At 42.1% G+C, this 21,431-nt stretch carries 8 protein-coding genes; 7 read left to right on the top strand and 1 reads right to left on the bottom strand.

The window, feature by feature from the left end:
* Window positions 1-342 precede the first annotated feature (342 nt).
* The 3 genes from NST33_RS19010 (at window position 343) to NST33_RS19000 (ending at window position 4,443) form a co-directional block, all read left to right on the top strand.
* Window positions 343-2,256, top strand: coding sequence for a beta-glucoside-specific PTS transporter subunit IIABC (locus NST33_RS19010; protein WP_339304696.1), 1,914 nt, complete (start codon window positions 343-345; stop codon window positions 2,254-2,256).
* 34 nt (window positions 2,257-2,290) lie between these two features.
* On the top strand, window positions 2,291-3,733 hold the full coding sequence (locus NST33_RS19005) for a 6-phospho-beta-glucosidase (RefSeq protein ID WP_339304694.1): 1,443 nt from the start codon (window positions 2,291-2,293) through the stop codon (window positions 3,731-3,733).
* Window positions 3,734-4,044: 311 nt separating this feature from the next.
* Window positions 4,045-4,443, top strand: a complete 399-nt coding sequence (locus NST33_RS19000) for a RidA family protein (RefSeq protein ID WP_339304692.1) — start codon at window positions 4,045-4,047, stop codon at window positions 4,441-4,443.
* 121 nt (window positions 4,444-4,564) lie between these two features.
* On the opposite strand, the gene NST33_RS18995 is transcribed toward NST33_RS19000, so the two are convergent.
* A complete protein-coding gene (locus tag NST33_RS18995; protein WP_221820542.1) occupies window positions 4,565-5,722 on the bottom strand; it encodes a S8 family peptidase in 1,158 nt (385 codons plus the stop codon).
* A gap of 212 nt (window positions 5,723-5,934) precedes the next feature.
* Between NST33_RS18995 and NST33_RS18990 the strand changes: the two genes are divergently transcribed.
* From NST33_RS18990 to NST33_RS18975, 4 genes are all read left to right on the top strand, one after another.
* Window positions 5,935-6,465: a GNAT family N-acetyltransferase gene (locus tag NST33_RS18990; RefSeq protein WP_339304690.1), complete on the top strand. Its 531-nt coding sequence runs from the start codon at window positions 5,935-5,937 to the stop codon at window positions 6,463-6,465.
* Window positions 6,466-6,697: 232 nt separating this feature from the next.
* A complete protein-coding gene (locus tag NST33_RS18985; protein ID WP_339304688.1) occupies window positions 6,698-7,555 on the top strand; it encodes a Cof-type HAD-IIB family hydrolase in 858 nt (285 codons plus the stop codon).
* A 443-nt stretch (window positions 7,556-7,998) separates the two neighbouring features.
* Window positions 7,999-9,204: an ACP S-malonyltransferase gene (fabD, locus tag NST33_RS18980; protein ID WP_339304686.1), complete on the top strand. Its 1,206-nt coding sequence runs from the start codon at window positions 7,999-8,001 to the stop codon at window positions 9,202-9,204.
* A 272-nt stretch (window positions 9,205-9,476) separates the two neighbouring features.
* Window positions 9,477-21,413, top strand: a complete 11,937-nt coding sequence (locus NST33_RS18975) for an amino acid adenylation domain-containing protein (protein ID WP_339304684.1) — start codon at window positions 9,477-9,479, stop codon at window positions 21,411-21,413.
* Window positions 21,414-21,431: the final 18 nt, after the last annotated feature.

Here is a 21,431-nt window from a genome sequence, read left to right as displayed (position 1 = left end):
TATTTGCGAACTTAATAAAAATAAGTGTTGCAAACGTAGTTCAGATGTACTATGATGAGTTCAAGAAGTAAGCGCATACATCAATCGGATTGTAACTGTTCAATCAGGCAATGCCGACCATCCTCAGTTCAGAGGGGATGACATGCAACTTACTTTCGTTATCCAAATAATTAAATACCAATGTGTACAGCCTTACAGGGTTGCAACCGTTAAGGGCAAAACCTGAATTGCTGAATAACACGACTGATTTCCGGACGATCCGGTATGTTGTGTATGTTCAGTGGTTCAGGTTTTATTTGTTTCAAAAGTCATGGGGAGTCTACTTAGAGAGGGAGAATTACAATGAGCAACTACGATCAATTAGCTAAGGACATTCTGTCACGTGTAGGTGGTCGCGAGAACGTAAACAGTGTATTCCATTGCGTAACAAGACTGCGGTTTAAACTGAAAAATGAAAGCGTAGCCAAAACGGAAGAACTTAAAAATCTGCCAGGTGTTATTACCGTCATGCAAAGTGGTGGACAATATCAGGTCGTTATCGGCAATGAAGTGCCGGATGTATATAAAGCAGTTGTTAAAGTAGGGAATTTCCCAAGTGAAGGACAAGTTGAAGAGGAAACGGACAACTCAGGCAAAAAAGTAGGGTTGTTCAGTCGATTTATCGACATGATCTCCGGTGTGTTCACACCACTACTCGGTTTGCTGGCTGCAACAGGTATGATCAAAGGTTTCACAGCCATGTTTTTATCCTTTGGATGGATTACAGACACCTCCGGAACGTACCAATTGTTGAATGCAACAGGTGACTGTCTGTTCTACTTCTTCCCGATCTTCCTGGGTTACACTGCAATCAAGAAATTTGGCGGTTCACCGTTCCTGGGTATGGCGATAGGTGCTTCATTAGTTTATCCTACGCTGTCCGGTCTGACTGCTGGAGATCCACTGTACACCCTGTTTGCAGGTACATTGTTTGAATCACCGATTCACATCACGTTCCTGGGTATTCCGGTTATTCTGATGAGCTATTCAACATCGGTTATTCCAATCATTATCGCTACATTCTTCGCTGTTAAAATTGAAAGATTCTTTAAAAACATTATTCCTAAAGTCGTTAGCACGTTCCTTGTTCCATTCTTTACTTTGCTCGTTATCGTTCCGGCAACATTCATTCTGATTGGTCCAGTATCCACTTGGGCAGGCCAATTGATTGGTGCAGGAGCAACAGGTATTTATGATTTAAGTCCAGTTGCTACAGGTTTGATTATTGGTGGATTGTGGCAAGTGTTTGTACTGTTTGGTCTTCACTGGGGACTCGTGCCGGTTATGCTTCTCAACCTGAGCACATCCGGAGCTGACCCGGTGGTTGCGATGTCTTTCGCCGCTTCCTTTGCTCAAACAGGTGCTGTACTTGCCGTAATGTTGAAAACCAAAAACACGAAATTGAAATCATTAGGTATTCCTGCATTCATCTCGGGTATCTTCGGTGTGACTGAGCCAGCCATCTACGGTCTGACACTTCCACTGAAAAAACCGTTTATCATGAGCTGTATTGCAGGTGGTATCGGTGGCGGTATCTTGGGATTGGCCGGTTCGAAATTATACATCTTTGGTGGACTGGGCGTGTTCGGTTTCCCAAGCTTCATTAATAAAGCAACAGGCGTTGATTCAGGTTTCTATATGGCTCTGGTTGCATGTGGTATCGCATTTATCCTTGGTTTTATTCTGACGTACGTGGTTGGATTCAAAGACAAAGTGGAAGCTACACCAGCTCCAGCACCAGTACTTGATCCAAATCCGAACAGCAGATACGAAATTGTAAGCCCAATGGCTGGTGAAGTCGTTGCATTGAACGAAATTAATGACGTAACGTTTGCAGGTGAGCACATGGGTAAAGGGATTGCAATTCGTCCAACCAGTGGTAGAGTGGTATCTCCAATCACCGGTGTTGTTCAAACCGTATATCGTACCAAACACGCCATTGGTCTTGTCAGCGATGATGGTGTAGAGATGCTGATCCATATTGGACAGGATACGGTCAAGCTGAAAGGTCAACATTTTACAACCCATGTGAAAGATGGAGACCGTGTTAACGCAGGTGACCTGATTGTTGAGTTTGATCTGCAAGCCATTAAGGATGCAGGGTATGAGACGGTTACACCGATCATTGTTACTAATACTTCAAATTATCTGGACGTTGTAGGAACAAAAGATGCATCCGTTCATGAGAAAGATAAATTGATCACGGTATTAAGCTAATTGAAATTACAGATTGTTTAGGAGGGGCTCCTCAATGAATGAAAAGTTTACAGCCTTCCCGGAGAATTTTCTCTGGGGAGGAGCAACCGCAGCGAATCAATTGGAAGGTGCTTATCTGGAAGGTGGCAAAGGTTTAACAACGGTAGATCTGATTCCGATTGGTGCTAATCGATGGAATATTGCTCTGGGTAATCTGGATTCGTATGAGCCCAAAACAGGAGAATTCTATCCTTCACATGAAGCCATTGACTTCTATCATCGATATAAGGAAGATATTGCGTTATTTGCAGAAATGGGATTTAAGTGCCTCAGGCTTTCCATAGCCTGGGCACGAATTTTCCCTAAAGGTGATGAAGCGGAGCCAAACGAAGTAGGCTTGCAATTTTATGATGATGTCTTTGATGAGTTATTAAAATACAACATTGAACCTGTGGTGACGATCTGCCATTTCGATGTACCTGTACATCTGGTCGAGACTTACGGCGGCTGGAAGAATCGTAAGATGATCGGTTTCTTTGAGAAATATGCGACGACTTTATTCAATCGATATAAGAATAAAGTGAAATACTGGATGACGTTTAACGAGATCAACATGTTGCTGCATCTTCCGTATATTGGAGCGGGCATTGTCCTTCAGGATGGTGAAAACAAAGATCAGATTCTGTATCAGGCAGCACATCATGAATTGGTAGCGAGTGCACTTGCTGTTAAGGCTTGTCATGAGATCATTCCGGATGCACAGATTGGATGTATGTTAGCCGCTGGAATGGTGTATCCATACAGCTCTAATCCAGATGATGTATGGAAAGCCATGGAGAAAGATCGCGAATCATTCTTCTTCATCGACGTGCAATCGAAGGGAGCATATCCGGGTTATACAAAAAGATTTTTCAGGGAAAATGACATTCGGATTGACATGCAACCGGAAGACGCAGAGATCTTGATGCAGAACACGGTCGATTATATCGGTTTTAGCTATTACGCAAGCCGATGCACCAGTACAGACCCTGAGATTTTGAAAGATTCGACAGAAGGCAATGTATTTGGTTCGGTGAAGAACCCTTATCTGCAAGCTTCCGAGTGGGGGTGGACCATTGATCCTAAGGGGCTTCGAATTACGCTTAATCAACTGCATGACCGCTATGGCAAACCTTTGTTTATCGTAGAAAATGGACTTGGCGCAACCGATGTGTTGTTAGACAATGACTCCGTAGAAGATGACTATCGCATCGAATATTTGAATAGTCATTTTGCCGAGATGGCTGAAGCGATTCAAGACGGTGTAGAGCTCATAGGTTACACAAGCTGGGGACCGATTGACCTGGTCAGTGCGGGTACCGGAGAGATGAAGAAACGTTATGGCTATATCTATGTAGACCGAAATAATGATGGTACGGGCACACTTCGCAGAGTGAAAAAGAAGAGTTTTCACTGGTACCAAGATGTCATTGCGAGTAATGGCGCACAATATTTCTGATACAAGGTGTCCGACGCTATAGAATAAACAAAGAGCAGTCTCGTTATTACGGGATTGCTCTTTGTTTATAAGTGGATGAATTTGACCCATGATGTGGCTTTCCGATATAATAAAGAAATGAAGAGAATCTTGTCACTTAAGAAAGGGGAGCATCCACTCATGAAGAAAAAATCACTTGCGTTTATATCTTCGGGATATGGATACTCCACTGCTGTCTTTTCTAGAATCTATTCCAAGGGTGAAGTCTGCCCAAAATCGGAAGAAAACTAGAAAATATCGCAGAAAATCTTAAGAATGACGAGGTAATCCAAATGAATATTGACAAAATTACTAGAAAAAATCCAGCAAATATGCCAGCTCCTGTAGGTCAGTACACGCATATTACAAGAATCCCGAGAAATGCAGAGTTATTTGTGACTTCGGGTCAAATTGGAGCAGATCGTGATGGACTCTTTCCAGAGAGTTTGAATGAGCAAGTCACTAATACATTTAATAATATTAAAACAGTGCTCGAATCTGAGCGTTTAGATGCTGAACATATTATCAAAGTGAACGTATGGGCAACCGAGGAAATCGATTGGGATTTCTTATATGCCGAGTGGGGACAATTATTTAGTACGGATTATCCTGCAATGACGATTGGTTACATTACGGCGTTAGGTCTACCAGAGATAAAAATTGAAATAGAACTTTGGGCAGCAAAAGTGTAACATCAAATACTTTTTAACCAAACGAAGGAGCATCTTACTTACAGATGCCCCTTCGTTTTGTTATTTGTGTAAAAATGGAAAGGAAATGCCTTGTGTGCAATCATGAGCAATAGTAGGTGTGTTATGGCACCTGCAAACTCTGATGAGCATTCAGTCGACCATATGTCCAGTAGATCCCGGAGCCTGATACCGGATCAGAAGCGAAACACAGCGCATCCCGAATCTGAGCATTTGTTTTCCCTTGTGCAGCGAGAAGTGCAGCGGCTCCAGCCACATGAGGGGCAGCCATGGACGTACCGCTAAGGTAGGCATAGGAACCTCCCAGGTATGTGGATAGAATGGTATCACCCGGTGCAGCCATATCGACCCAGGAACCGTAGTTGGAGAAATTGGATTTGAGATCGGAAGGGTTGGTTGAAGCGACAGCAATCACATTGGGATACGATGCGGGTACGATTGGGAATGAAGTGTTATCGTTACCGGCTGCGGCAATAATCACAGCTCCTCGATCCCAAGCATACTGTACGGCAGCTTGAAGGAAAGCATTTCCCATTGGCCCACCAAGGCTCAGGTTAACAACCTGTACACCGTTGTTGGCAGCAAAGACAAGCCCGTTACCGACATTACCTATCGTTCCTTGCCCGTTGTTATCCAGTACCCGGAGCGGAACGATGGATGCGAGTGGTGCAGCGCCGGCGATGCCCACACCATTGTTGGTTACGGAGGCAGCGATCCCGGCTACATGGGTGCCGTGGCCGTTCCCGTCCTCAGGGATGTTATCATAATCAACATAATCATAACCGGGGAGGAGCTTGGAGGCCAATTCTGGATGGTTCAACTGTACACCAGTATCGATAATGGCGATTTTGACAGAGCTGTTACTCTGAGTAATATCCCATGCAGCGGGTGCATTGATTTTGGACAGGTTATACTGATAAGGAAAGAAAGGGTCATTGGGAGTGAAGGATGCCTCAACGAGGTAATTCGGCTCTGCATGTTCAATAAGCTCATGATCTTTGTAATGTTTCAGCATCCGGTGCATTTTTTTGCGGGATTCCACACGGTACCATCCTAAATCTTCATAGGTCTCAGCGACCTTACATCTCCCTTTTTTGTGAAGTGTGTGCATCTCATCATCTGTTGTACCCTCCTTGAATTGGACTAAGAGCTGCTTGGGAGCGTGAGGGTGAAACCTGCTCTCAGCAAGTTGGTCCAGATAACGATACACGAACACGATTGCTAGCAAAATGAAAGCAAAAACACCTAACCATAACCACATGAGCGTTTATCCCTCCAATATGAATTGTGACACGCCTTATCGTATGCGAACTCTATCAGACGGCGTGGGCACTCTTGCAATTTGGTTAGTAGTGTAGATAGGTTGATAGGAAGGGATAAGTTCGGTAAGATGAGATGAAGAGAGCAGATACTGGCATGAACAAGCTTTAAGGAAGGGGCAAGAAGCAGCTCCTAATACAGAGGATAAGGAATGTGGATTTATTGACACAACTTCAGGGTATACCGACAGTCACACCAGTTCAGACACACCAGATTCATGATGCCATTGATTTTGCCATGCGTGTGCGCAGAGAAGTGTTTCCGATGATGGATCATACGAAATTGCCTGTGGACTTCGAGCAGTTCAGAGAACATTATCTGGACTCCGATGGTTCGATCTTTCTTGTTGCAATGATGGGGGATGCGGGGATCGTCGGTTCTATTGGGATATTACCATATGATGGACGTATTGAAGCTGTGGATGGTCGATATGCAGCCCAGTCTGCAGCCGAAATAGTAAAATGTTATGTAGATCCTGCGTATCGCAGATACGGCATTGGTTCGATGATGTTAAAGGAACTGGAGAATGTGGTAAAGGATATGCACTATACGACACTGTATTTGCATACACATCGCTTCTTGCCAGGTGCCGTAGATTTCTGGAAACGCCAAGGGTTTACGGTTATTGCTGAACAGGATGATGACTGGCAAACTGTACATATGGACAAGTTGGCTTGTAAGTGACCTTTGGAATTTATTGAAGGAAAATGACATTGTGATGGTAATGGGAAGCTGGAGCTGTTTGTACCGGACGAGGATGAATATTACTATTTTGATACGCGGATTCTTTTGCCGAATTTTTGGAGAAGTTGATCGATCAGCGAACACCACGGAATAGGTAATTTTGTATAAGGAAAATGCCTGTCGGCACTCGCTCGGTTAGACATAGACAACATACATGATGGGGGCTAGGCAGATGAACGAAACGAAGCGAAAGATTGTTTTTATTGATATTGATGGCACATTGGTTGACGATGATGGAAACATTCCGTTGTCAGCACAGAAGGCTTGTAAACAGGCCAGAGAGAACGGACATCTGCTCTATTTATGTACAGGCCGATCCAAAGCAGAAATTTATGATTCCATCTGGGATGTCGGATTCGATGGTCTGATTGGTGCAGGTGGGGGTTATGTGGAGTTTGGCAAGGACGTGTTATATCACAAAAGGGTAACAGCGGAAGATGTTCGACATATGGTCGATTTCTTTAATGAAAATGGCATTGACTTCTACCTTGAATCCAATTCGGCATTGTATGCGAGTAACAATCTGCAGTCTCATCTGGAACGCCGCATCTACGGTGATGTGGAGAATGACCCTGTAGCCAGAGAGAAGAAGGAACTGAAACCGCACCCGTTTATTGCCGGATTAACGTATGGTGAGGCGGACCTGTACAAGGATGATGTGAATAAAGTATGTTTCTTGGAGAGCTCAGTCATCCCGTTTGAGCGGATCAAGCAAGAGTTTGAAGGGAAATTCGAAGTCATTCAGTGCACTGTGCCGATCTTTGGTGAAGGAAGTGGTGAACTGATGATCCCTGGCATTCACAAAGCCATTGCGATCGCCGATCTGCTGAAGCATCTGGGCATGTCCCAAGAAGATACTTTTGCCATCGGTGATGGCATGAATGATGCCGAGATGTTGGAATATTGTAACATCGGAATTGCCATGGGTAATGCAAAGCCAGATCTCAAAGCCATTGCAGATGATATTACTGGAACAGTTGAGGAAGATGGATTGTATCATAGTTTTGTGAAGTATGGATTGATCACTTGATAAAGAAATGAGGCAATCTGAAAAACAGTTAATACGTACACCCTTTGTCCCAAACCTTATTTTAGATCCTGCATATTATTGCAGGGTCTTTTTTTCACGTTCGTTGCAGTATAGGATTCCAGGTAAGGAGAATCGCGAGTCTTGAATGATCAGATCAGAATAGAACAGGCATCTCCTCAATGGAGGTGTCTATTTGCATTATTACTCAGACTACAGACAAGATCCAGTAAAGGACAGCACCAAATGTTCCATCACAGAGGCAAGCATGGAGCCCAAAAAGAATCACGAATTTTTTTCCGTTCATAGGAATAGGTGACCCTCCTTTTGACTTTATTTGCATAACTCCCAATGAAAGTTTATTATAAATTTTGAAAACAAGGAATTTATTGGTTTTTAGTTATCGAAGTGCATAAAATATAAAGTTGATACATGGAGGATGCTGGATGAGTAATGTAGCTCTGTTGTTTCCTGGACAAGGTTCTCAGATAGTTGGAATGGGGAGAGACTTTTGGAATAACTTCGATGTGGCTAAGAAGTTATTTGAAGAAGCCAGTGATGCCATTTCTTTCGATTTGAGAAAGTTATGTTTTGAAGGTAGCATGGCTGATTTGACAATGACGATGAATGCTCAGCCTGCACTTTTGACTGTTAGTGTCATAGCATATCAGGTGTATATGCAAGAAATAGGGATGGAACCCGCTTATTTGGCTGGGCATAGTTTGGGAGAATATTCGGCTCTGGTATGCGCTGGTGTTCTATCTTTTCGTGAAGCTATTAAACTTGTGAGACAACGAGGGATCATTATGCACAATGCAGACCCGGATCAGAAAGGTACCATGGCCGCCATTTCAGGTATTCATTTAGATACACTTCAAAACATATGCGAACAAGTTTCCACGATCGAGCGCCCTGCCTGTGTGGCTTGTATGAACGCTGACCAGCAGTTTGTCATTTCGGGACATCGGCACTCTATACAAGAAATTATTAAAAGGACAGAAACTCTGGGAACGAAACATTCTTATATCAATGTAAGTGGTCCCTATCATTCACCCATGATGCAAACCGCAGCAGAACAATTCAAAGTTGAATTGGATCAATATCAATATGCCCATGCAAATTACCCGATTATTTCCAATGTTACAGCAGCAGCCTATGAGTCTGATCGATCTGTCGTGGATTACTTAAACATGCAGATGACGATGCCTGTAAGATGGTCAGAGTCTATGCGCTATCTGGTTGCAAATGGGGTTAGTGAAGTTATAGAGTTGGGTTCTAAACATGTGTTAGTTAGTCTTATGAGTAAAATAACGAAGCGTATTGTACCTTACTCGCTAAGTCAACCTTCCGATTTACTAATGCTTACAAATATACAAGAAAGGAAAAATAAACGGTTAACGATTCGTAAAAAGTTGTTATCAGAACTAATGGTAACCGCACTCACTTCACGGAATTATAACCAAGATTCGATATCATATGCCAAAATGGTTGAGCCATTATTTCATCATTTACAACGGGTACAGGAACAAATACACAAGAATGGATACGAACTCGGTGAAGAAGAGATAAATGATGCTCTACAGGTATGTCATTCCATTATTATAGCAAAGAAAATTCCATTGGATGGAACCGCGTTGATTGATGCAATCTAGTACCCGAACTGTTCTTTTGCAAGATCTATATTACAGCGACAGACTGCCTTTTTATAAGGTAGTCTTTTTGTCTTTTAATGCATCTAAACTTGTTGAAACTTCAGATGTTTGGTATTAAATATGTCAATAACTCACGAATCAATCTCTATTTTTTACCATATAGTAACAATAAATTGATTGATTTTACATATATTTCTATGGTAAAATTTTGCTTGAAATATGTGTAAATAATTAGATAAGCTTGTTAGAGATGATTCATTTGGAGGAGAGATATGTATACTAATCAGTTTCAAACATTGGTGGATGTTATCCGTGACAGAAGTAAAATAACGGACCGTGGTATTCGTTTTATCGATGCGGACAAACGAGAAACTTTTATATCTTATCATCAATTATTTACTGAGGCACAAGGGTATTTAGGTTATCTACAAGCCATCGGAATTAAACCTAAACAAGAAATTATTTTTCAGATCCAAGAAAACAAACGGTTTTTAGTCGCATTCTGGGCTTGTATACTCGGTGGAATGATCCCTATCCCTGTAAGTATTGGTGAAGATGAAGAACAAAACTTGAAAGTATGCCGTATTTGGAATTTGCTAAATAACCCTTTCATGATTGCATCTGAGAAGGTGCTGGATAAAATGAAGAGATTTGTTTTGGAACATGACATGCTTGATTTCCATCATCAATTAGAAGTTAGAACGGATATAATCCAAGACACCATATATCATTATGAATCTATTAATAATATAGTTGAACCTCAGTCTGATGACTTGGCATTTATTCAATTTTCTTCTGGATCAACCGGAGACCCCAAAGGCGTGATGCTCACCCATCGAAACCTGATTTATAATACTTGTGCTGCTATTAATGGCACACAAATTAGTTCAAACGATAGTTTTCTCTCCTGGATGCCCCTTACCCATGATATGGGTTTGATTGGATTTCATCTCGTACCCCTCGTGGCAGGAATTCATCAATATTTGCTCCCAACGGAATTATTTATTCGCAAACCGATTCTATGGATGAAAAAAGTAAATGAACACAAAGCAACCATACTGTCTTCCCCTAACTTTGGTTATAAATACTTTCTGAATTTCTTTCGCGAAGACAAAGCGGAGGGATGGGATCTGTCATCTGTCAGAGTCATCTATAATGGGGCAGAGCCTATATTACCCGAAGTGTGTGATGAATTCCTAAATGTATTGTCAGCATATCACTTAAAGAAAACAGCCATGTTTACCGTATATGGACTAGCAGAGGCCTCTGTTGCCGTCTCCTTTCCCAAGGTAGAAGAAGAGTTTACTGCGGTGTACGTTCACCGGGATCATCTGAACTTGGGGGAGCGTGTCATCGAAGTCGAGAAACATGCTGAACATGTGGCATCATTTGTTGCCGTTGGCGAAGCAATTGATTATTGCCATGTTAGAATTTGCGATGAGGAAATGAACAGTGTTCCCAATTTGGTTATTGGAAAAATTCAAATCAAGGGGGATAACGTCACCCAAGGTTATTATAACAATTCACTAGCAACGGAGAAGTTATTAACGCACGACGGATGGGTGAATACAGGAGATCTGGGTTTTATCATGAACGGAAAACTGGTTGTAACAGGGCGGGAAAAAGACATTATCTTTATCAATGGTAAAAATGTATATCCCCATGACATTGAACGTGTTGCCATCCAATTAGATGATATTGAACTCGGAAGAGTTGCTGCTTGTGGTGTGTATGATTCGAATAGTCAAAGTGAAGAAATTATTGTGTTTGTCGTGTACAAAAAAAAGATCGAACACTTCTTGCCGCTTGTTAAAGAAATCAAAAGACATCTATATAAACATGGGGGATGGAGTGTCAAAGAAGTACTACCCATCAAAAAATTACCCAAAACAACAAGTGGGAAAATCCAGCGCTATCAGTTGGCCAAGCAGTATGAAGCAGGCAAATTCTCAACAGAATCTGCATTCATCCATGACTGGATCAAGAATGACAATGACAAGTCAAAAGAAAAGGCAGCTGTTTCGGTTCGAGTCATGGAACGTGAATTAACTTCACTATTTTCTGAAGTGCTGGTTGGGAAAAAGGTTGAACTTGAGGATAGCTATTTTGATATGGGTGCAACTTCATTACAGCTGGCCCAAATCGCTGAACGTATAGAACAAAAATATGGAGAAGAGCTTGCTGTTACGGACCTCTTTACCTATCCCTCGATAACTGAATTGGCAGCATATCTGGCTAGAGGTTACAGCGAGACCATGCAAGTCAACAAAACTCAAGAGGATCATACGCCATCCAAAGATATTGCTATTATCGGTATGTCTTTGAATCTCCCTGGTGCATCAAATGCAAGCGATTTTTGGCGTGTTTTGGAAAATGGAACGCATAACATTCGGGACTACCCTGAAAGTCGGATAAAAGACGCTGCGGATTATATACAATCCATGCGAAGTGAATTGAGCGAAGTTCAATGGATCAAAGGTGGTTACTTGGATCAGATTGATCAATTCGACTATTCTTTCTTTGGCATAACCCCAAAAACTGCACAATTTATGGACCCGAATCAAAGGATGTTCTTGCAAACGACATGGCATACGATTGAAGATGCTGGGTATGCAGGGGAAGGAATCAATGGAAGAAATGTGGGCGTGTACGTGGGGTATTCCAAAGTTGGGTATGATTACGAACGGCTCGTGACGGCGAGTTACCCCGCAGAACTCAAAAATTATATCATTGGAAATTTACCATCTGTACTGGCGAGCAGAATTGCATATTTCCTGAATTTAAAAGGCCCGGCCTTAACAATTGATACCGCTTGTTCCTCCTCACTTGTTGCTGTTCACATGGCATGTAAAGGATTGCTCGCTGGAGACTGTGAAATGGCAATCGCAGGAGGCATTCGAACGGCATTATTACCGATAAGTATCGGACTGGATATGGAATCTCCAGATGCATTCACGAGAACATTTAGCGAAGATGCCAACGGCACGGGATTTGGCGAAGGTGTTGGGTCGGTCATGTTGAAGCCAATGCAGCAAGCGATTAAGGACGGGGATCATATCTATGGTGTGATTAAGGGAAGTGCGATTAATCAGGATGGCAAGACGGTAGGAATTACAGCACCTAGCCCGGAGTCACAGACCAATGTGATCGAACAGGCATGGAAAGAAGCCGGCATTTCTCCTGATACGCTTAACTTTATTGAAGCACATGGAACAGGGACCAAATTAGGTGATCCGGTTGAGTTCAATGCTTTGCGTAAAGCTTTTGAGAAATATACGGATCGGAAACAATTTTGTGCAATCGGATCTGCCAAAGCTAACATTGGACATGGTTTTGAAGCGGCGGGGATCGCTGGATTAATTAAATCTATTCTTATGTTTCAACATAGAAAGATTCCACCATTGGTTCACTTTGACAAGCCTAATCCCCTGCTTAAGTTTGAAGCTTCACCTTTTTATGTGAATCAGGAACTAATGGATTTTGGTGAAAAAGAGGGTCCATTACGATGCGGGGTTAGTTCTTTTGGTTTCAGTGGTACCAATGCGCATGTGGTTCTCGAAGAATATGTTCCTTCCCCAACCGTAGATAAAAGAATGTCCCAAGAGCCTAATCTATTTGTTCTGTCTGCTGCTACGGAACGGGCGCTGGATGAATTGGTCAGAACGTATCATGAATATCTAACCGATCACACAGATGTTTCCATTCAACAAATCTGTTATACAGCCAGTACGGGAAGGGCTAATCTGGATTATCGACTTGCCATTGTAATAATGAGTACACAAGAATTACATGAAAAATTGCATCACATTGCAATGGGAAAGGACAAGCTGCCCAATGTCTATTTTGGTTACGCCAAGAAGGACAAGACGCTGGATACCGATCATCTCTATGTTCAGGGAAAGGCAGAATCTTTAAATGAACTCGGTCAGTTATATACACTGGGGGCAGTGATGGATTGGGAAAGATTTTATAATCATGAAGTCATTCGGAAAATTCCATTGCCTCTATATCCATTTGAGCAGAAGCGGTGTTGGATTGAAGTCAAACATACGATACCAGCGGAACATAGGTCAGAGAGGAATGAGGTTCAAATGGAGATGAATACAAACGATATTGAATTAAAGATTAAAACAAGCATCAGTCGTGCATCTGGTTTGAAGTTGGAAGAGCTGGATCATCAAGCTCATTTTCTCCAGATGGGATTGGATTCCATCATTCTTGTGCAAATTCAGAAGGAGATCTCAGAGCTGTTCCGTTTGGATATCCCGATGGAAATGTTTTTTGAAACCCTTACAAATATTAATTCCTTAGTTAAATATGTGTCAGAGAATATAAAGCATCATGATGTATCTGAAAATATAAATAATCAAACAGTTCAGGAGCATGCTGAACAACAAAATCTGGCATCTGTGAACAATATAAACACGGCAAAATCCTCAGGGAATGTGTCGGAACAAATTGTGATGTCTGCCATTCAGCTTATGGAGTCCCAATTAAAAAGTTTGAATGTGCTGTTAGGCGAGCAAATGAATACTGTTCAATCGCCTCTTTTGGAAATGAAACATCATGAAACCCCAAAAGTTCAAGCTTCACCGGTAATGAATGAAATCAATAAAACCAATGAACCCAAAAAGATCCAACCGGATTCGGAATCGAAGGAAGAAAAAAAACCTTTTATACCGTATCAATCGTTGAAAATTCATGAAGAGAGTGGATTCTCAGCGCTTCAGAATCAGTATATTGAACAATTTGTAACAAAGTATACCGCAAGAACCAAAGGCTCCAAATTAAAAACAGGCCAAACACGTTTGGTTCATGCGAATAATCGCAATGTGTCCGGATTTCGCTCGTATTGGAAGGAAATGGTGTATCCCATCATCTCAACGCGTGCAGAGGGAGCTAAGCTATGGGATATGGATGGGAACGAGTATTTGGATCTGACGATGGGATTTGGTGTAAATCTATTTGGTCATAATCCCGCTTTTATTCAAAATGTAATAGCAGACAGCCTCCAGGAACAATTGCCTCCATTGGGCCCTATGTCAGACTTGGCAGGAGATGTTGCAGCTAAAATTTCCGAGCTAACGGGTGTAGAGCGTGTCGCATTTTATAATTCAGGAACAGAAGCTGTCATGGTTGCACTTCGTTTAGCGAGGGCAGCAACAGGGCGTTCCAAAGTTGTATTATTTTCAGGATCTTACCACGGTACACATGATGGCGTTTTGGGTGTAGCGAATCCTGGGGATGCTTTATCGTCTGCGCTTCCTATGGCTCCTGGTATTGTAAATAGCGCTATAGATGATTTGATTATTCTTAATTATAACCATCCGCAATCCCTGGATATGATTCAGAACCTGGGTGATGAATTGGCTGCTGTGCTAGTAGAGCCGGTGCAAAGTCGAAGACCTGATATGCAGCCAACACAATTCTTACGGGAACTTAGAGAAATAACAAATCAAACTGGGACTGCACTTATTTTCGATGAAGTCATCACTGGATTTAGAATTAGTCTGGGTGGAGCACAGGATTGGTTTGGGGTTAAGGCAGATTTGGTTACCTATGGAAAAGTGGTCGGTGGCGGGCTGCCTATTGGCATAGTCGCCGGTAAGGCTGAATTTATGAATCCGGTAGATGGTGGAACCTGGAACTTTAATGATGATTCTTACCCTTCCGATGCAGATAAGAAAACGTTTGTCGGCGGAACCTTCTGTACACACCCTCTTACGATGAGAGTGATGTTAACGGTACTACAGTATCTTCAATCTGAAGCAGAAACGTTATATAAGGAATTAAATGAAAAAACAGATTATCTTGTTAAAGAATTAAATACGTTTTTCAAAACAGCGAATGTACCGATGCAAATGGTGAACTATGGATCTTTATTTCGATTTATATCATTTGGAGATATGGAATTATTCTTCTACCATTTAATTTATAAAGGTTTATATATTTGGGAAGGCCGTAACTGTTTTATATCGACTGTGCATTCCATGGGTGACATGGATACGATAATCAGAATCGTGAAAGAGACGATCCATGAACTTCGCGAGTGGGGTTTTATCCCTGGTGAATCGCCCGTGTCGGAATATCCGCTCTCTTTAGAGCAAAAACAATTATTGTTAACTTCATTACATGGGAAAGATGCGAATGCTGCATTAAACCAGAGTGTTATTTTAAAAATGACAGGCGACATAAAGCTTTCTGCACTAGATCAGGCCGTGAATCAAATCGCACAGCGTCATGAAGCCCTGAGAACAGTCATTCATGCCGATCGTGAAACACAACAAATCAGATCCGTAATGGAATTTCAAGGTACATGGTTGGATTTCTCGGCATATGTGGGTGAGGATCAAGAACGGGAAATTTCCAATTGGTTATCTGCCGATGCAAATGAAGCCTTCGATTTACAGTCTGGGGAACCTCTATTTAGAATCACCTTGCTTAAAAAGGCAACAGATCAATACCTTATGGTGCTGACATTTCATCATATTGTTGTAGATGGCTGGTCGATTGCTGTATTCATTCAAGAGTTGGAACATACCTATTCTGCTCTGGTCCGAGGGGTTACGGTTCAATTACCTGAAGCCACTCCATTCCATGAGTATTTAAGCTGGCAACGACTTGAACATGAGAAAGGGTCATTTACCGAAGGGATTCAGTTCTGGAAAGAACAATTTTCCTTATCCTATCTCAACATTACACTTCCAACGGCACCGTCCGATGATGTGCCCAAGGGATATGACGGTGAAAGATATTCCATCAAGCTGGATCATCAATTAACAGAGTCTTTGCGAACGTTAAGCATCAATAATAAGAGCAGTTTGTTTGTAACGATGTTTGCAGCGTTTCATTTATATTTGCATCAACTAACAGGGCAGTCTCACCTTGTCATCGGCGTGCCTACAGCGGGTCAGTCTCACATGCGAAAAAATGCGCTGATTGGCAACTGTGTCAACATTGTACCTGTTCATCATGCCTTGTTAATGAAGCAATCCGTTGTAGACCATGTTCTTCAGCTCAAGGAAACGCTGGCTCTAGTCATGAAGCATCAGCATGTTCCATTAACCCTCGTATCCGAACAGCTTGCTCATATGACTGCACCGGATACACGGATTTTATTCAATATGGACAGAACGATTCATCATCTTCAATTTGAAAATATCAAGACTGAATTCATGTCGTATCCGATCAAACATATTTCTTACGATTTATTTCTTAATATTACGGATGTTAGCCATGAATTGTATCTGGATTTTGATTATAATACCGATCTTATTGGACCTGAGATGATGAAATTGTGGTCTGAAGGATTTAAAGGTTTGCTGCAAAATATGGTGAGTCATCCAGAGGCTGAAATTTCGTCTTTGACGTTGTTCTCATCCGAGCAACAGGATCAATTACAAGAGATGTACAATCGGTTTGTTACGGAGCGTCTTCCTCACGTTAATCATGCAGCCATATTCGAGTCTCCAGTCAATGACGTGGAGAAAAAGCTGGCTTTGATCTGGGAGGACGTATTATCCCTCGATCAAGTGGGGAGACATGATCACTTTTTTGATCTCGGAGGTAACTCGCTCAAGGCGACTGTAATGCTATCCAAGGTACATGAGCAGTTTCAACACAAAATTTCAATCGTTCAATTCTTCCAAAACCAACGTCTGAAGCAGCTTGCCAGTCTGATTACAGGCGAGAACGAGGAAACATTCATTCCAATCAAGGCATTGGACGTGAAGGAGTTCTATGAGACGTCAGCTGCACAACAGCGAATCTACTTTCTGGATCAATTTGAGCCGAATAGTGTGTTTCAGAACATGTGCGGTCATATCACGGTCACAGGAAATATCGATGAAGCTAAACTAATTTCGTCATTGGAACAAATCGTGCAACGTCACGAAGCTTTTCGCACCAGTTTCCATCTGATGGATGGAGAGCTTTACCAGCGTATCGCGCCAACGATTGATTTTGAAGTGAAACGATCTCAGGAAAGCTCTGCTTCATTCGAACAACATGTTAAGACGTTTGCCAAACCATTTGATTGCTCCAAAGCGCCGTTAATACGTGCCGAATTCATTCGTATAGGCGATGATCATGCAGAGATCCTCATTGAGATGCATCATATTATATCGGACGGATATTCCGTTGGCATTCTTGCGAATGAACTGATTGATGCGTATGACGGAAGAAGCATGTCAGAAATTGAGGTTGAGTACAAAGACTTTGCAGCTTGGCAGAAAGAATTTCTGGCGGGAGAGTCTTATAAGCAGCAAGAAAAATATTGGCTGGATCAATTCAAAGGAGAACTCCCGAACCTTAATCTGCCTACTGATTTTGTTCGGACACCTCAGTTGACTTCGGCAGGTTCAAGATTGTCATTTGTGTTGGACGCACACTTGAAGCAGTCGCTGGAGAAGCTTGCGAAACAAACGGGAACTACGATGTTTATGGTGTTATTGGCAGCGTATAATATGCTGCTTCATCAATATACGGATCAAGAAGATATGATTGTAGGCACGCCAACATCAGGAAGAAACCATCCGGATGTCGAGAATATGATAGGTGTCTTTATCCAGACGGTAGCGATTCGATCACAGCCGGTGGGGAATAAGTCGTTTCGATCCTATCTCGAGGAAATTAAAAAACAATCCCTGGATGCATTGGATAACCAGGACTATCTTTTTGACAATCTTGTAGAGAAATTAAACACACATCGGGATACCACCGGGACAGCACTTTTTAATACAATGTATATCTTTTTAAATACCGCGTTGAATCAACGGCAAGAACAGGATTGCAGCTTTAAAGTTAGAGAATTAAATGTCGGTGTATCGTTGTATGATCTGATGTTCATCGTTGAGGATGATAACGAGTGTCTGGAAATGCACTTTAATTACAAGACGGAGCTGTTTGAACGGGATACCATCGACAGGATGAAAACACATCTGTTCAACATCCTCAGAGACATTGTGATCGAACCTGATATAGCCTTGTCCGATATTCAAATGCTGTCTGAACATGAGCAGAACGTTCTTTTATATGACTTTAATGATACCAACATAGAATATTCCCGGGATCAGACCATCCAGGAGTTATTCGAAGCACAGGTGGAACGTACACCCGATCAATTAGCCGTGGCTTTTGGAGATGAGCAATGGACGTATCGTCAATTGAATGAACGGGCGAATCAGTTGGCATATACGCTTAGAGCTGAGGGAGTGCAGCAGGATCAATTTGTAGGTATTCTGACAGATCGTTCGATTGATATGATCGTTGGCATCTTTGGCATTCTAAAAGCAGGTGGGGCGTATGTACCGATTGATCCGGATTCTCCTGAAGAGCGTATCCGGTACATCCTGCATGATTCGGGGGCAACGTTGTTAGTCACGCAAAGGCATTTGAAGCAGTTGGTATCATTCAATGGCCAAATCATTGATTTGAATGATAAAGAAACCTACGCAGCTAATCTGTCGAATATGGAACCAGCAGGGAATTCAGAGCAGTTGGCTTATGTGATCTATACTTCAGGCACAACAGGCATGCCAAAAGGTGTGATGATCGAACATCGTCAGGTTCATCACTTGGTTAAAGCGTTGTACAGTCAAGTTATAGATGATCAGCATAGCAGCATGCATGTCGCTCTACTTGCGCCTTACTATTTCGATGCATCTGTGAAGCAGATTTTTGGCGCACTGCTTTCAGGACATGCTTTGTTTATTGTAGACAAAGACACGGTACTGGATGGACAAGATTTAATGAATTATTATCAGCACCACCAAATTGATTTGACGGACGGTACGCCTGCACACCTGAAATTACTATCGAAGGCAAAAAACGTTCAAGGCATATCGCTAAAATATATGCTCATTGGCGGTGAAGCTCTTTCTCAGCAAAGTGTAAATGAAATCACATCATTATTTGCTCTCAATCATATAACGCCTCCAACCATAGTTAATGTGTACGGTCCAACAGAATGTTGTGTGGATGTTGCGACATACCGTGTACTTCCAGAACACCTGGATACAGCGAATCAACGAGCGCACCTACCGATTGGTCGAACATTAGGAAATAATCGCCTGTATGTATTAAACAAACATGGAAAAGTTCAGCCTGTAGGCGTCGTAGGGGAATTATGTATCTCTGGCGATGGGGTTGGTAGAGGATACTTGAATTTACCTGAGCTGACAGCAGAAAAATTTGTAAGTGATCCGTATGTCCAGGGAGCGACAATGTACAAAACAGGAGATTTGGTGAAATGGCTTCCAGATGGTCATATCGAGTATTTGGGAAGAATGGATCACCAAATTAAGATTCGCGGATATCGGATCGAAGTAGGAGAAGTCGAAGCAGCGCTGTTAGATCTAGAGTGTGTGAAAGAAGTTATCGTCATTGCACATGAGGATGATCATGGGGACAAATCGTTATGTGCATACTTTACAGCGGATTCCACGCTGACGGTGGGAGAGTTAAAACAAAGCCTCTCTAAGGTGTTGCCGAATTACATGGTTCCAGCCTACTTTATACAATTGGATCACATGGCTCTGACATCGAACGGGAAAATCGATCGCAAATCGCTTCCGAGTCCAGAAGAAAACATACAAACGGGAAGTGAATATATAGAACCCCAAACTGGTGTGGAAAAACAGTTGCTGCCTATATGGCAGGATGTGCTTGCCGTGAAAAAAATCAGTGTAAAAGACAGTTTTTTTGATGTAGGAGGCAACTCTTTACGTGCGACCAAGCTGGCCGCCAAAATCAATCAAAAGCTGAATATCCACATATCGGTAAGAAACGTTTTTGAATGGCAGACCATTGAACAGATGGCTCAATCTATTGAACAACTGGAACAGGAAGTATCAGTGTCCATTCCTCAAGTGGAGGAAAAAGAATATTATCCTATTTCTTCGGCGCAAATGAGAATGTACATTATGAGCATCAAAGCCGGCAAGGAACTCATGTACAACATGTCAGGTATGTTTATGTTGGAAGGATCGCTCGATCGGATCAGATTGGAAGAAGCATTCCAACAATTGATTCATCGTCATGAATCGCTTCGGACTGGATTCAAAGTCATACACGGAGAACCGAAACAGATCGTATACCCTAAAGTGAACTTTGGAATTGAATTGATCGATTCAACGGAAGAAGAGATCGAAGATCGAATTGAACAGTTTGTTCACACATTTGATCTCGGGCAAGCACCTCTTATGAGGGTGGGACTTATTGAACTTCAGCAGGAGCGTCATGTATTGCTGGTAGATCTCCACCATATCATTGCAGACGGACTATCCGTGCATCTTCTGATGACTGAACTTAGCCAGTTCTATAAGGGAGAGGAGCTATCTCCTCTTCGAATTCAGTATAAGGACTATGCTGAATGGCAGCAAATGCAGCTTCATAGTGAGCGGATGAAAAAGCAGGAGAAGTATTGGCTTACTGTGTTTGGTGAGAGTATCCCGCTATTGGATCTGCCAACAGACTACGAAAGACCTGAAACGCTAAGCTATGCGGGAGATGTATTGGACATTGTTTTGCAGGAAGACATCCTTCCAGGCTTAAGGAACATGGAAGCACGGACAGGAACAACGTTATATATGATTCTATTAGCCACCTATACGATTCTATTATCTAAATACAGCGGGCAAGAAGATATCATTGTAGGCACGCCGATTGCAGGCAGGACACATGCTGAGCTGGAGCCGGTCATGGGGATGTTTGTGAATACACTGGCTATTCGAAATTATCCTGCCGCGGATAAAACATTCACGGAGTATCTGCTGGAAGTGAAAGAAAATATGTTGAACGCTTATGAGAATCAGGATTATCCGTTTGAAGAATTGATTGAGAAAGTAAATATAACCAAAGATGTCCGGCGGAATCCGTTGTTTGACACCATGTTTGTATTGCAGAATACAGATGCTTCAGAGATTCAGATGGATGGAGTAACCTGCAAGCCTTATGCTCCAAATACGAGAGTATCCAAATTCGATTTAACGCTGTATGTTGCCGAATTGCAACACAAGTTAGAAGTGGCCTTTGAATACAGTACGATTTTATTTGAGAAAACAACGATTGAAGCGATGTCACAAAATCTGTTGGTCATATTAACAACCATTGCCAACGACCCTCATATTGAAATCAAGAAGATTCAATTGGTTGAAGAATTGATAGATGGGGATACGCTGGCTGATCTAATTGAAGTAGATTTCTTCTAAGCTAACCTAAAAATATAA

This window comes from Paenibacillus sp. FSL L8-0435 (assembly GCF_037965655.1).
In the GTDB taxonomy this organism is placed as follows: Bacteria; Bacillota; Bacilli; order Paenibacillales; family Paenibacillaceae; genus Paenibacillus.
This window is presented reverse-complemented; position numbering and strand designations above follow the sequence as displayed.